Source organism: Herbidospora solisilvae (genome assembly GCF_009901565.1).
In the GTDB taxonomy this organism is placed as follows: domain Bacteria; phylum Actinomycetota; class Actinomycetes; order Streptosporangiales; family Streptosporangiaceae; genus Herbidospora; species Herbidospora solisilvae.
In genome coordinates this window covers 76949-89247 of the sequence record NZ_WXEW01000004.1, presented here as the reverse complement: position 1 = coordinate 89247, position 12299 = coordinate 76949, and the positions used below count along the sequence as shown (strand labels likewise).

15 protein-coding genes and 1 riboswitch are annotated in these 12299 nt (G+C 70.8%); of the genes, 7 read left to right on the top strand and 8 right to left on the bottom strand.

The window, feature by feature from the left end:
- Window positions 1-48: 48 nt before the first annotated feature.
- From pknB to thiO, 4 genes are all read right to left on the bottom strand, one after another.
- Window positions 49-1977: a Stk1 family PASTA domain-containing Ser/Thr kinase gene (gene pknB, locus GT755_RS13740; RefSeq protein WP_161480124.1), complete on the bottom strand. Its 1929-nt coding sequence runs from the start codon at window positions 1975-1977 to the stop codon at window positions 49-51.
- A gap of 72 nt (window positions 1978-2049) precedes the next feature.
- Window positions 2050-2820, bottom strand: coding sequence for a thiazole synthase (locus GT755_RS13735; RefSeq protein ID WP_030450401.1), 771 nt, complete (start codon window positions 2818-2820; stop codon window positions 2050-2052).
- Window positions 2821-2825: 5 nt separating this feature from the next.
- Window positions 2826-3026, bottom strand: a complete 201-nt coding sequence (gene thiS / locus GT755_RS13730) for a sulfur carrier protein ThiS (protein ID WP_161480123.1) — start codon at window positions 3024-3026, stop codon at window positions 2826-2828.
- Complete coding sequence (thiO, locus tag GT755_RS13725; protein ID WP_161480122.1) at window positions 3027-4073, bottom strand: glycine oxidase ThiO; 1047 nt, start codon at window positions 4071-4073, stop codon at window positions 3027-3029.
- Window positions 4063-4177, bottom strand: a riboswitch (TPP riboswitch). (Overlaps the previous gene by 11 nt.)
- 124 nt (window positions 4178-4301) lie before the next feature.
- Here thiO and GT755_RS13720 point away from each other — a divergent pair.
- From GT755_RS13720 to thiE, 3 genes are read left to right on the top strand one after another with little or no spacing between them, the layout of a single operon-like run.
- The gene (locus tag GT755_RS13720) at window positions 4302-5471 is read left to right on the top strand and encodes an NAD(P)/FAD-dependent oxidoreductase (RefSeq protein ID WP_161480121.1); all 1170 of its coding nucleotides are present in this window, start codon (window positions 4302-4304) and stop codon (window positions 5469-5471) included.
- A 43-nt stretch (window positions 5472-5514) separates the two neighbouring features.
- Window positions 5515-5889, top strand: a complete 375-nt coding sequence (locus GT755_RS13715; protein ID WP_030450397.1) for an Rv2175c family DNA-binding protein — start codon at window positions 5515-5517, stop codon at window positions 5887-5889.
- A gap of 24 nt (window positions 5890-5913) precedes the next feature.
- Window positions 5914-6558, top strand: coding sequence for a thiamine phosphate synthase (gene thiE / locus GT755_RS13710; protein WP_161480120.1), 645 nt, complete (start codon window positions 5914-5916; stop codon window positions 6556-6558).
- On the opposite strand, the gene GT755_RS13705 is transcribed toward thiE, so the two are convergent.
- Window positions 6555-7622, bottom strand: a complete 1068-nt coding sequence (locus tag GT755_RS13705) for a polyprenyl synthetase family protein (protein WP_161480119.1) — start codon at window positions 7620-7622, stop codon at window positions 6555-6557. The genes thiE and GT755_RS13705 overlap by 4 nt on opposite strands.
- Window positions 7623-7751: 129 nt before the next feature.
- Between GT755_RS13705 and metF the strand changes: the two genes are divergently transcribed.
- Window positions 7752-8672 (top strand): methylenetetrahydrofolate reductase [NAD(P)H], encoded by a 921-nt coding sequence (gene metF / locus GT755_RS13700; RefSeq protein ID WP_161480118.1) that lies wholly within the window; start codon window positions 7752-7754, stop codon window positions 8670-8672.
- A 48-nt stretch (window positions 8673-8720) separates the two neighbouring features.
- Here metF and GT755_RS40545 read toward each other — a convergent pair whose 3' ends face one another.
- The 3 genes from GT755_RS40545 to GT755_RS13690 form a co-directional block, all read right to left on the bottom strand.
- A complete protein-coding gene (locus GT755_RS40545; RefSeq protein WP_268903265.1) occupies window positions 8721-8852 on the bottom strand; it encodes a hypothetical protein in 132 nt (43 codons plus the stop codon).
- A gap of 86 nt (window positions 8853-8938) precedes the next feature.
- Window positions 8939-9493 (bottom strand): GNAT family N-acetyltransferase, encoded by a 555-nt coding sequence (locus GT755_RS13695; RefSeq protein WP_161480117.1) that lies wholly within the window; start codon window positions 9491-9493, stop codon window positions 8939-8941.
- Between the two features lie 18 nt (window positions 9494-9511).
- Window positions 9512-9988 carry a YbaK/EbsC family protein gene (locus GT755_RS13690; RefSeq protein ID WP_161480116.1) on the bottom strand — a complete coding sequence of 159 codons (477 nt, stop codon included), beginning with the start codon at window positions 9986-9988 and terminating at the stop codon, window positions 9512-9514.
- A gap of 132 nt (window positions 9989-10120) precedes the next feature.
- Here GT755_RS13690 and GT755_RS13685 point away from each other — a divergent pair, with 132 nt between their 5' ends.
- The 3 genes from GT755_RS13685 to GT755_RS13675 all read left to right on the top strand — a co-directional run bounded on the left by GT755_RS13685 (window position 10121) and on the right by GT755_RS13675 (window position 12258).
- On the top strand, window positions 10121-10894 hold the full coding sequence (locus GT755_RS13685) for a L,D-transpeptidase family protein (RefSeq protein WP_161480115.1): 774 nt from the start codon (window positions 10121-10123) through the stop codon (window positions 10892-10894).
- Window positions 10895-11244: 350 nt separating this feature from the next.
- Complete coding sequence (locus tag GT755_RS13680; RefSeq protein ID WP_034382613.1) at window positions 11245-11706, top strand: SAV_6107 family HEPN domain-containing protein; 462 nt, start codon at window positions 11245-11247, stop codon at window positions 11704-11706.
- Window positions 11707-11835: 129 nt separating this feature from the next.
- Window positions 11836-12258, top strand: a complete 423-nt coding sequence (locus GT755_RS13675) for a winged helix-turn-helix transcriptional regulator (protein ID WP_235966679.1) — start codon at window positions 11836-11838, stop codon at window positions 12256-12258.
- The last annotated feature ends 41 nt before the right edge of the window (window positions 12259-12299 follow it).

The following is a 12299-nucleotide window of genomic DNA, read 5'->3' as shown; positions in this document are numbered from 1 at the left end:
CGTGGCGCGAGCCACGGCCGGCCTTCGGCCGTCCGCGGCTCGCTTGGGCTAGTACCACAGGTTGATCGTGCTGCCCGCGGGCACCTGGCCGAGCGGGTTCTGGCCGCGCACGCGCTTGCCCGCGCCGTCGCCGCCGGGACGGCCCCGGGAGAACAGCTTGTGGATCTGCACCCGGAAGCCGGCCGCCTCTAACTCGCGCTTGGCCTCGTTGACGTCCTTGAACCGCACGTCGGGGACGGCCACGAAGTCGGGCGCGGCGACCGACGGGTCCTGCTCCCAGGGCCACTTCCAGCCGGTGTCGGGGCCGCGCGAGACGGTCAGGCAGACCCGGGCGCCCTTGTCGACCTCGGCGCCGGCGATCGGCTCCTGGGCGATGACGGTGCCCTGCTGGGTGTCGTCGACGACCTCGTTGATGCAGCTCGGGTCGAAGCCGTTCTCGCGCATCAGCGCCTCGGCCTGGTCGCGCGGCATGTTGACCACGTCGGGCAGCAGCAGGCCCATGCTGACGGCGAGGATGACGTTGGAGCCCTTCTCGACCTTCTTGCCGACGACGGGGTCGGTCTTGATCACCAGGCCGCGCGCGATGGTGTCGCTCGGTGTGCGGCGGACGCGGGAGACGTTCAGCCCGGCGTCGGAGATCACCACGCGGGCGTCGGCCTCGGTCTTGCCCTCGACCTTCGGCACGGTCACCATCTCGGGGCCGCGCGAGGCGATGATCGTGATGACCGAGCCGCGCTCGGCCTCGACGCCCTTGACCGGGCTGGTCTCCAGCACCATGTCCTTGGGCACCTTGGCGTCGTAGCGGCCTTCGGCGATCTTGATGGTGAAGCCGTTGCTCTCGGCGAGCTGGCGGGCCGCCTCGACGTTGCGCTGCACCAGGTCGGGCACGATCGCGGTGCGCGGCGTCGTGAAATACCACCCGCTGAACGCGATGCCGCCGACCATCACCAGGGCCAGCACGACGATGCCCCAGTTGACCCGGAACCCGCGCCGCGGCCTCGGGGGCGTGGTCGGCGGGATCTGGATGGCGGGCTGGATCATCGTCTGGGAGCCGGTCGCGTAGGAGCCGGAGTGGAAGGCCTGCTCGGCCTGGGCCGGCCGGACCGCCGAGTGGCGGCCGGTCGTGGCGGCGGGGAGGGTGCGGTGCACCTCGACGGCCGCCACCAGCATCGCGTTGGCGTCGCGCGGCCGGTCGGCCGGGTCTTTGGCGGTGGCCGCGGCCACCAGCGCATCGAGGGCGGGCGGGATGTCGTAGGAGAACGACGACGGCGCGGGCACCGACTCGTGGACGTGGCGGTAGGCGACCGACACCGGGCTCTCGCCGCCGAACGGCTGACGCCCGGTGAGCAGCTCGAACAGCATGATCCCGGCGGCGTAGACGTCGGCGCGGACGTCGGCCTGGCCGGTGGTGACCTGCTCGGGGGCCATGTAACCGACCGTGCCGATCATCACGCCGGAGCGGGTCTGGTTGCCGCCCTCGATGGCCCGCACGAGCCCGAAGTCGACGACCTTGACCCGGCCGTCTTCGGTCATCAGCACGTTCTCGGGCTTCACGTCGCGGTGGATCAGCCCGGCCTGGTGGGCGCTGCCGAGCGCCGCCAGCACCGGGATCATGATCTCCAGCGCCTCGCGCGGCGCCAGCGGCCCCCGCTCGTCGAGCACCGCCCGCAGCGTCTTGCCCGGGAAGTACTCCATCGAGAGGTAGACGTGGTCGCCGTCGGTGCCCTGGTCGAAGACGTGCACGATGTTCGGATGCGACAACGAGGCGACCGACTTGGCCTCGCCGATGAAACGCCGGACGAACTGCGGGTCCTCCGCCAGTGACCGGTGCATCACCTTGATCGCGACCATGCGGTCGAGCCGGACGTCCAGAGCCAGATAGACGGACGCCATGCCGCCCCGGGCGATCCGGGACTCGACGCGGTAACGCCCGTCGAGCGTATGCCCGACGAGCGGATCGGAAAGCGTCGTGTCCACGGCCTCGAGTTTACGGGTGATTTGCCACGTGCTGAGTGCAGGAATCCCAAACCGAGACCGAAACAGGAAGGTTTACCCGTCTTGGAACGGTCGCCCGGGCGAGGACGCCTCAGCATATCGCCGCCGCGGAATTCGGCCCGCCAGAAACGCCCGCCGCCCCGCTTCGACGGCGCCGCGCATCGCCGCCGCCATCAGGTCGGGCTTCTGCGCCCGGGTGACCGCCGTGGCCAGCAGCACCGCTGAACAGCCCAGTTCCATGGCCAGCGCGGCGTCGCTCGCGGTGCCGATCCCGGCGTCCAGGATCACCGGCACCTGCGCGGATTCGACGATGAGCTCGATGTTGTGGGGGTTTCGGATGCCCAGTCCCGACCCGATCGGCGACCCGAGCGGCATGACGGCCGCGCACCCCGCCTGCTCCAGCCGGCGGGCCAGGATCGGGTCGTCGCCGATGTAGGGGAGGACCACGAACCCGTCGGCCACCAGCCGCTCGGCCGCGTCGAACGTCTCGATCGGGTCGGGCAGCAACGTCCGCTCGTCGGCGATGACTTCGAGCTTTACCCAATTGGTATTGAGCGCCTCCCGGGCGAGCCGCGCGGTCAGCACCGCCTCGCCCGCCGTGAAACACCCGGCGGTGTTCGGCAGCACCTTGATGGCGCGCTCGCGCAGCACGTCGAGCACCGATCCTCGGGCGGCCGGGTCGAGCCGGCGCATCGCGACCGTGGTCAGCTCGGTGCCCGAGGCCACCAGGGCCCGGTCGAGCACCTCCAGCGACGGCGCGCCGCCGGTGCCCATGATGAGCCGCGAGCCGAACTCCTCGCCGCCGATCAGCAGGGGATCGTCCATGTCCTTCAGCCTCCCTGGACCGCGGTGAGCACTTCGACTCGGTCGCCGTCGGCCAGCACGGTCGCGTCCCAGGCGCCCCGGCTGACCACCTCGTCGTTGACGGCCACCGCGATCCCGGTGGCCTGGGCCGTCAGTCTGTGCACGGCTTTCGTGACCGTCGCCCCGTCGTCGAGGTCGTGGGGGTCGCCGTTGATGGTGATGCGCATCTAGATCCTCGCCGGAGTGCATTCGGGCATGAGATCGGCTTCGCCGAAGAGGCCGGCCACGACGGCGTCGGCCGTCAGCGGGGCGAGCAGCACGCCCGCCCGGTGGTGACCGGCCGCCACCCACACGTCGCCGTGCCTGCCGACGTAGGGGAGGTTGTCGGGGGTGCCGGGCCGCAGCCCGGCGAACGTCTCGGCCAGTTCGAGCTCGGTGATGCCCGGCACGATCTCGCGGGCGTCCCGCAGCAGCTCGTAGACCCCGCCGGCGGTCACCCGGGTGTCGAACCCGAGTTCCTCCATCGTCGCGCCGACCACGATCTCGCCGTCGTCGCGGGGGACCAGGTAGACCTCGGAGCCGCGCACCGTGCCGCGTACACACGTGCCCAGGAGGCCGCGCGGGCCGCGCAGCCGCAGGATCTGCCCCTTGACCGGCCGGATCGGCAGGCCGGGCAGCAGGCTCGGCGACCAGGCCCCGGCCGCGACCACGACGTGGTCGGCCGGCAGGCCCTCCAGCGTGGTGACGCGCTCCCTGACGAGCCGGCCACCCGCGTTCTGGAACGCCTGCTGCAGCGCCTGGGCCACCCGCCGCGGGTTCACCCACAGGTCGTCGCGGGCCAGCAGGCCGCCCCGGACGTTGGGCGAGAGCATCGGCTCGGCCTGGCGGCACTGCCGCCCGGTCAGCCGCTCCACGCGCAGCCCGAGCTTCTCCTCGAACACGGCCAGCTCGTCGAGCTGGGCCAGGTCGTCGGCGTCGTAGGCGACCTCGACGGTCCCGTCGCCGCGCAGGTCGACGGGGATCCCGCCGGCGGCCTCCAGCTCGCCCGCGAAGGCGGGCCAGCGTTCGAGCGAGGCGAGGCCGAGCCGCAGCAGCGGCTCCTCGGTGTAGGTGACCTCGCTGACGGGGGCCAGCATGCCGGCGGAGGCACGGGTCGCCTGCGACCCCGGGTCGGGGTCGGCCAGTGTGACGGTGAGGCCCCGCGTGGTGGCCCGCCAGGCGATCGACAGGCCGACGATGCCGCCGCCGATCACGAACACGTCTGAAGCGTTCATCCGCGCTCCCTTCGCCGGCATGATCCGGATCAGGTTCGATAGCGGTCGGGAACCTGTGGAGTTCCCCTCTCAGCCCGGTCAGCCGGACTCCCGCGCGTCTTTGTCCAGAGTAATGCGAATTGATCTGATTCGCACAACACGGAATAGCCGCGCTGTGCGAGCTACTTACTCAATTCGTTACCGAATCTCCATTGGCGGGTGGGCCCGTCGGCAATCTAGGGTCTACTCGTGGATCACGTCGTGGTGGTGGGCGCCGGCCTGGCCGGTGTCCGGAGTGTCGAGGCTTTGCGGGCCCACGGGTACCAGGGCCGGATCACCCTCATCGGCGAGGAACCCCATCGCCCCTACGACCGCCCGCCCCTGTCGAAGGCGGTCCTCCTCGGCGACGCCGACTCCACGGTGGTCGACTCCGACCTGGAGGCGCTCGACGTCCGCCTCATGCTCGGCACCGCCGCCAAGGGCCTCCACGACGGCGTCCTGTCGACCACCGACGGCGAACTCGCCTTCGACGGCCTGGTCGTCGCCACCGGCGCCACGCCCGTCCGGCTGCGCGGCGAGGGCCACCAGCACGTCCTGCGCACCATCGACGACGCCCTGGCACTGCGCGAGGCGCTGGTCGAGGGCGCGCGGGTGGCCGTCGTCGGCGCGGGCTGGATCGGCGCCGAGGTGGCCACGGCGGCGGCCCGCGCGGGCTGCCGCGTCACGGTCGTCGAGGCCGCCGACGCCCCGGTCGCGGCGGCGCTGCCGATCGGCCGCTTCATGATCCCCTGGTACGCCGAGGCCGGCGTCGAGCTCGTCCTCGACGCGCCCGTGGGCACGGTCGACCCCGACGGCCTGACCCTGATCGACGGCGGCCGGATCGAGGCCGACGTCGTGGTCACCGGCGTGGGCGTGCGCCCCAACGTCGCCTGGCTCGACGGCTCCGACGTGGAGCTCGACAACGGCGTCCTGGTCGACGAGCACCTGCGCAGCTTCGTGCCCAACGTCGTCGCCGTCGGCGACTGCGCCAACTGGTACAGCCGCCGCTTCGGCCGCCGCATGCGCGTCGAACACTGGGACACCGCCCTGGGCGCCCCCGACGTCGCCGCCGCGACCCTGATGGGCGAGAACGCCGTCTACGACCCGGTGCCCTACTTCTGGTCCGAGCAGTTCGGCCGCATGGTCCAGTACGCCGGCCACCACCACGGCGCCCGCCTGGTGCTGCGCGGCGACCCCGAGACCGACGCCAAGTGGGCCGCCTGCTGGCTCACCCACGACCACCGGCTGACCGCGATCCTCACCGTCGACAGACCGCGCGATCTGGTGCAAGGCCGACGTCTCGTCGAAGGACGGCAAAGGCTCGACGCCGCCCGCCTCGCCGACCCAAGCGTTACCCTTCGAGACTGCACCGTGGCGTAAACTGGGTGTTTCATGGTGGCGGACGTGTGGTAATGGTGGATTCGTGACGCTTACAGTTGCGCAGATCGACCGAGACACCGACCAGCTCGTGGGGGAGTGGCTCCCTCTCTCGGAAGTCGCGAAGAAGCTCCAGCTCAGCATCGGCAGGGCGAAGCAGCTCATCAAGGACAAGAAGCTCGTGGGCGCCCGCAGAGGCGGTGGCGAGCCCCAGATCCCGGCGGTCTTCATCGCCGGAGACGACGTGATCAAGGGCCTTCCCGGCACGCTGACCGTGCTCGCCGACGCGGGCTACAGCGAGGTCGAGTCGATCCGGTGGTTGTTCACCCCCGACGAGTCGCTGCCCGGCGCCCCGATCGACGCCATCAAGGCCGGCCGCCACACCGAGGTGAAGCGCAGGGCCCAGGCGCTCGGGTTCTAGCCGGCCCATGACATCGTGGGTCGGGTGACCGACTCCTCCCGGCGCAGACTCGCCGACTCACGCCTCTATCTGTGCACCGACGGCCGCCGGGAGCGCGGCGACCTGGTCGAGTTCCTCGACGCGGCGCTCTCCGGCGGGGTGGACATCGTCCAGCTCCGGGAGAAGGGCCTGGAGGCCCGGGAGGAGCTGTCCCTGCTCGAGGTGTTCCGCGCGGCCTGTGACCGGCACGGCGCGCTGCTGGCGGTCAACGACCGCGCGGACATCGCCTACGCGGCGGGGGCCGACGTGCTCCACCTGGGGCAGGACGACCTGCCGGTGCCGCTCGCCCGGGAGATCGTCGGGGCCGGCATGCTGATCGGCCGCTCGACCCACTCCGCCGTCGAGGCCACGGCCGCCTCGACCGAGCCGGGCGTCGACTACTACTGCTGCGGGCCCACCTGGCCGACCCCGACGAAGCCGGGACGCCCGGCGCCGGGCCTGCCCCTCCTCGCGCACGCCTCGGGCGTGCCCTCCGACCGGCCGTGGTTCGCCATCGGCGGCATCGACCTGGGCAACCTCGACGAGGTGCTGGCCCAGGGGGCGACGCGGGTCGTGGTCGTGCGCGCCATCACCGAGGCCGCCGACCCCAAGGCCGCCGCAGGGGAGTTCGCCCGCCGCCTGCGGGCCTAGTTGCGGCGGGTGGTCGCCGCGATGGCCAGCGCCTTGAGCGCCTCGCGGGCCTCCGCCTCGATGGGGGCCGCGTCCAGGACGGCCACGGCCTCCTTCACGTACGTCGTGATGAGCTCCTCGGCCGAGGCCAGGGCGCCGGTGTCCTCGATGACGGCCCGGAGGGTGGCCACGCCCTCCTCGTCGAGCTTGGGGTCGCCCACGAGGGCGCGCACCGAACGGGCCTGGGCGGGGGAGGCCAGCTCCAGGGTGCGCGCGATGAGCATCGTGCGCTTGCCCTCGCGGAGGTCGTCGCCTGCGGGCTTGCCGGTCTCGGCGGGGTCGCCGAAGACGCCCAGGACGTCGTCGCGCAGCTGGAAGGCGATGCCGACGTTCTGCCCGTAGCCCGCGCAGACCTGGTCGATCCACGGCTCGCGCGACTGGGCCGCCAGGATCATGCCCAGGCGCAGCGGGTGCTCGACGGAGTACTTGCCGCTCTTGAACAGGGCCACCCGCCGCGCGCTCTCGAAGGAGTTCTCGCCGTGGGCCTGCGCCAGCAGGTCGAGGTACTGGCCGTTCATCAGCTCGGTCAGCATGTGGTCGAAGACGGGCTGCGCCGCCGCGAGGCTCTCGGCGGGCAGGCCGGAGGTCCGCCACAACTCGCCCGACCAGATCAGCAGCAGGTTCCCGACCAGGATCGCCGCGCCCTCCCCGAACTGCACCGCCGACCCGTGCCACCCGGAGTCGACGTGCAGCTTCTCGAACCGCCGGTGCGCCGAGGGCATGCCGCGCCGCATGTCGCTGGAGTCCATCACGTCGTCGTGGACGAGCGCGCTGGCCTGGAGCAGCTCCAGCGCCGACGCGGCGGAGATCACGCCGGGGTCGTCGGCGCCTCCGGCGGCCCGCCAGCCCCAGTAGCAGAAGGCGGGCCGCAGCCGCTTGCCCCCCGCCAGGAAGTCGCGCACCGCGCCCAGTACGGCCGCCAGGTCGGGATCGTCGAAGGCCGCCCGGCGGCGGTCGACGAAGCGCTGGAGGGCCTGGTCGACCTCGGGACGGATGAAGTCCAAAGGCGCGGTGGCATTTGTCATGTAATGAGGGTATCTGCAGGTGATCGATTCGTTCATCTGGCGGGGTGTTTGTGACGGGTGAGCCGAGATTTGATCATCCGGTAAGACGGTTTCCGCCGACTTTCCGGCGGGACTAGTAACCTTGGCCGCATGGCTCTGGGTCTCCCCTCACGCTTTCCCGACCGTGTCGCCACCGTGAGGGAACTGCTCGCGGCGGGCGAGCGGTCGTTCTCGTTCGAGTTCATGCCGCCCAAGACACCCGAGGCGGAACGTCAGCTCTGGCGGGTGATCCGGGAACTGGAGTCGCTGAAGCCGACCTTCGTCTCGGTCACCTATGGCGCGGGCGGCTCCACCCGCGACCGGACCGTCGACATCGTCGAACGCATCGCCCACAGCACGACGCTGACGCCGGTCGCCCACTTCACCGCCGTCAACCACTCGGTCCGCGAACTGCGCCACCTCATCGGCCGCTTCGCCGACGCGGGCGTGCGCAACATCCTGGCCGTCCGGGGCGACCCGCCCGGCGACCCGATGGGCGAGTGGATCGCCCATCCGGAGGGCGTCCACTACGCCGAAGACCTGGTTCGGCTGATCCGTCAGTCGGGCGAGTTCTGCGTGGGGGTGGCGGCCTTCCCCTACAAGCACCCCCGGTCGCCGTCGATCGAGTCCGACGTCGACTACTTCGTGCGCAAGTGCCGGGCCGGCGCCGACTACGCGATCACCCAGATGTTCTTCGAGGCCGACGACTACCTGCGGCTGCGCGACCGGGTCGCGGCGTCGGGCTGCGACACGCCGATCATCCCCGGCATCATGCCGGTCACCAGGTTCGCCACGATCGCCCGCTCCGAGCAGCTATCCGGGGCGCCGTTCCCGGCGAAGGTGGCCGAGCGCTTCGAGCGGGTCAAAGACGACCCGGACGCCGTCTACCAGCTCGGCATCGAGCACGGCGTGAAGTTGTGCCGCCGCCTGCTCGACGAGGGCGCTCCGGGCATCCACTTCATCACGTTCAACCGGTCGAACGCGACGCGCGAGGTCTACCAGGCGCTGATGCCGGCCGTCCCGGTGGTCTGAGACGAAAAGGCGGGGCCGTCCACCCGGACGGCCCCGCCTTTCGCATGACTACGGCAGAGCGCACATCACGGCGTCGCGCCAGTCCCACTCCGCCCAGTTGTAGTCGGGGGCGTGGCCGCCGGTGATCTCGGCGAGCTCGCTTTCGTCGAGCTGTCGGGCGGAGGAGGCGAAATCGCTCATGTGAACCCCTTGGGTGAGGTGGACCGGTCGCGTCCACGCTGCCAAAACGATCTTGCAAGTGTCTTGAGGGTCACTGCGGAACGTCTCTAGGCGGGCGGCGCGAGGGGGAGGCGGGCGCCGGCGATGGCGTAGAGCTCCGAGCCGCCCGGGAAGGCGAAGGCCGTCATCAGGTCGTAGAAGCCGAGGCTCGCGTAGAGGTGGCGGGCCGCCGTCGGGGCGTCGTGGGTCGAGAGCACGGCCGTGCGTTCCGGACGCCCCGCGCACATCGTGTGGATCATGCGGCGGCCGATGCCCTTGCTCTGGTGGTCGGGGTGGACGTGGATCTCGGCCAGCTCCAGCGCGTCGCCGAACCAGTCGTCGGCCACCAGAGGGCCCGCTCGTTCGAACAGGGCCCGTTTGACCACGTCGTGCCACCACTGGCCGTGGGCGCCGTGGAAGCCGTAGGCGAACCCGGCGATCTCCTCGTGCTCCGTCATGGCCAGCACCCCGGCGAAGGCCGGATAGGTGGTGTGGTTGCGCATTATGGCCAGCCGCCCCGACAACTGGTCGGGCGGCGGGCGCATGGCGGCGGTGTAGATGCCCAGGACCGTGCGCAGTTCCGAGGTGAAGCTCTCGGGCCCCACCCGGCGCATCTCGATCATCCTCCGCACCCTAACCGATCACGCCACGTCGGCGGGTGTACCCCCGGTCAGGGCGACGAGCTCGTCGAACGTCGTCGGGAAGACCGTGTGGGGGTGACCGGCGGCGGCCCAGACGACGGGGTGCTTGCCGAGCCAGGTGTCGACGACGGTGCGCACCGGGGCCGGGTGCCCGATGGGCGCCACCCCGCCGATGGGGTGCCCGGTGTGCTCGCGCACGAACTCGGGGCTTGCCCGGCGTACCTTCGCCACTCCGAGCAGTGAGGCGACCAGGCCGGTGTCGACGCGGTGGGCGCCGCTGGTCAGCACCAGCAGCGGGGCGCCGTCGGCGTCGAACACGAGGCTGTTGGCGATCGCGCCGACCTCACACCCGAGCTGGGCGGCGGCCGTCGCGGCGGTCGGCGCCGCGTCCTCCAGGAGCACGACCTCTCCCGTGGCCCCGTGGGCGCGGAGGATTCCGGCGATATGGACAGCGCTCGGCGGCAACTTTTCTGGCACGCGCCAACTCTAAACAGATCGGAAGGGACATGGCGTGTTGATAACGACACCATGCCTCCCACTTGGACCAATCGACCCTTGGGTTATGGTCCTTTGACCCGAGCTTGTGCACTTTTGGAGGGGTTGGTAGCAATGGGGGTTCGGCAGCACCTGGCTGTCGCCGCCGCTGTGGTCACGGCGGGGGCCGTGCTGGCGATATCACCACCGGCCATGGCGGCGCCGGTGGCCGCGCAGCAGACCGTACAGGCGGCTCCCGGCTGGGTCTCACCCGGCAAGACGCTGAAGATCGGCGCGAAGGGCGGCGTCGTCAAGATCCTGCAGACGCGCCTGAAGGAACTGGGCTACCTGCCCGGCAAGATCGACGGGCGCTACGGCGGCGCCACGCAGTCGGCCGTCTGGGCCTTCCAGAAGGTCAACGGCATCAAGCCGACCAGCACCATCGCGTCGAAGACCTGGCGCGCCCTGGAGAACCCCAAGCTCCCCAAGGTGCTGGTCCCGAACGGCAGGCCGACCCGCGCCGAGGTCAACCTGACGACCCAGATCCTGGTCCTGTACGTCAAGGGCCGGATCACGCTGATCTCGCACATCTCCAGCGGCAGCGGCATCCCCTACGTGGAGTACGCGACCTGGAACGGCACCCGCCAGAAGTTCACCGGCGACGCCCGCACCCCGACGGGGAACTTCAAGACGACCTGGCGGCGCGACGGCTGGCACAAGTCCTACCTGGGCCAGCTCTACAACCCGATCTTCTTCAACGGCGGCATCGCCTTCCACGGCGCGTTGTCGGTCCCCCTCTACCCGGCCTCGCACGGCTGCGTGCGCCTCCCGATGCACGTGGCGGAGGTCCTTCCCGGCCTCCTGGGCAAGGGCGTGCCGGTGCACGTGCGCGGGAAGTTCCGGCGCTGACGCCCGCTCTTCGAAAGGCCCCGCCCGTCGGCGGGGCCTTTTCCTTTTCCGTACGCGGCCACGGATTGATCGAACGGGCTTTCGAAGTTTCTTGACTTTGATGTTGGTCGAAACTATGTTCGATGAAGGTGGGAGCGAGACTCGCGGCTCGCTCTCACCACGTGGGTCCGGGCGCCGGCCATCGGCGGAAGGGCGGGTGTCGCGGCCCCACAGCTTCGGGCCGGACGGGGAGAGGGGAAGCTCCTCGTCCGGCCGCCCGATCCGGCGGAAATGTCGGTGGGGTCTGCGACTGTTGACCCTGACCGGCGACGAGACCGCCGGTGGCCACTCGTTTAGGAGGCCGAACCACCATGACCGGACCGCAGCAGAACGGCCACGGGGCCGCCCCGACCGGGCCCGCCAGCGGGCCCAAGGTGTCGCGGACCGTCCTCGCGCATCTCACCGACGCACGCGCCTGCCTCGCCGACGCGGCACAGGCGGGCAACCCGGCCGACCGCTACATCCACGCCCACCTCGCCGCCCTCCGTTCGGCCGCGGCCATCCTCGCCGCCCGTCCCCAGCCGATCGACGGCCGTCGCCGCCGTCTGCGCAGCGCGTGGGAGCTCCTTCCCGAAGTCCAGCCCGAACTGTCCCAGTGGGCCGCCTACTTCGCCGTCAGCGCCAAGAAGCGCGCCGCGGCCGAGGCCGGGCTGGTCCACCTGGTGAGCGTCCACGACGCGGAGGAGCTCATCGCGGAGGCGACGGCGTTCGTGACCATCATCGAGTCCACCCTCGGCGTGACCACCCAGGAGACCCTGCCCATGGCGGGATAGCGCAGGCGTCCGGATGCGTTTCCCCGCCGCATCCGGACGCACGCCGCCGTGGTTCGAGCTGGTCGGTTACCACTTCGCACCTCAAGTAAGGTTCGGTAACCGAAAAAGCGACCCGCGGGAGTTTTCGCCATGTCTCATGAGGTCGAGGCCGACCGTGTCATGCGTTCCATGGGGAAGTTGTGCCTCGAACACGACCCCGACGTCTTCCGTTCCGTGCTCGACCGGATCGGCGACAAGTGGAGCCTCATCCTGATCGGGCTGCTCGACACCGGGTCGATGCGCTTCACCGAACTGCTCCACACCACCCCGGGCATCTCCCGCCGGATGCTCACCCTGACGCTGCGCAACCTCGAACGCGACGGCATCGTCAAGCGCACGATCTACCCCGAGATACCGCCCCGGGTCGAATACGAGGTCACGCCGTTCGGTCACACCCTCACCGCCCCCGTCATCGGCCTCGCCCAGTGGGCCGCCGACAACCAGAACACGATCGTCGCCAACCGCCGCGCGTTCGACGCCGCCGCCGGCCACCTCGACGACGAGCCGGAATGACAGGGTCGGTCAACTGGGTGTGACCGGGTTTAGTTGAAGTT

Coding starts and splice junctions, on each gene's coding strand:
- GT755_RS13735 (WP_030450401.1), bottom strand. CDS start 2,820: ATGGACGATCCCCTGCTGATCGGCGGCGAGGAGTTCGGCTCGCGGCTC.
- thiS (WP_161480123.1), bottom strand. CDS start 3,026: ATGCGCATCACCATCAACGGCGACCCCCACGACCTCGACGACGGGGCG.
- thiO (WP_161480122.1), bottom strand. CDS start 4,073: ATGAACGCTTCAGACGTGTTCGTGATCGGCGGCGGCATCGTCGGCCTG.
- GT755_RS13705 (WP_161480119.1), bottom strand. CDS start 7,622: ATGACAAATGCCACCGCGCCTTTGGACTTCATCCGTCCCGAGGTCGAC.
- metF (WP_161480118.1), top strand. CDS start 7,752: ATGGCTCTGGGTCTCCCCTCACGCTTTCCCGACCGTGTCGCCACCGTG.
- GT755_RS40545 (WP_268903265.1), bottom strand. CDS start 8,852: ATGAGCGATTTCGCCTCCTCCGCCCGACAGCTCGACGAAAGCGAGCTC.
- GT755_RS13695 (WP_161480117.1), bottom strand. CDS start 9,493: ATGATCGAGATGCGCCGGGTGGGGCCCGAGAGCTTCACCTCGGAACTG.
- GT755_RS13685 (WP_161480115.1), top strand. CDS start 10,121: ATGGGGGTTCGGCAGCACCTGGCTGTCGCCGCCGCTGTGGTCACGGCG.
- GT755_RS13680 (WP_034382613.1), top strand. CDS start 11,245: ATGACCGGACCGCAGCAGAACGGCCACGGGGCCGCCCCGACCGGGCCC.
- GT755_RS13675 (WP_235966679.1), top strand. CDS start 11,836: ATGTCTCATGAGGTCGAGGCCGACCGTGTCATGCGTTCCATGGGGAAG.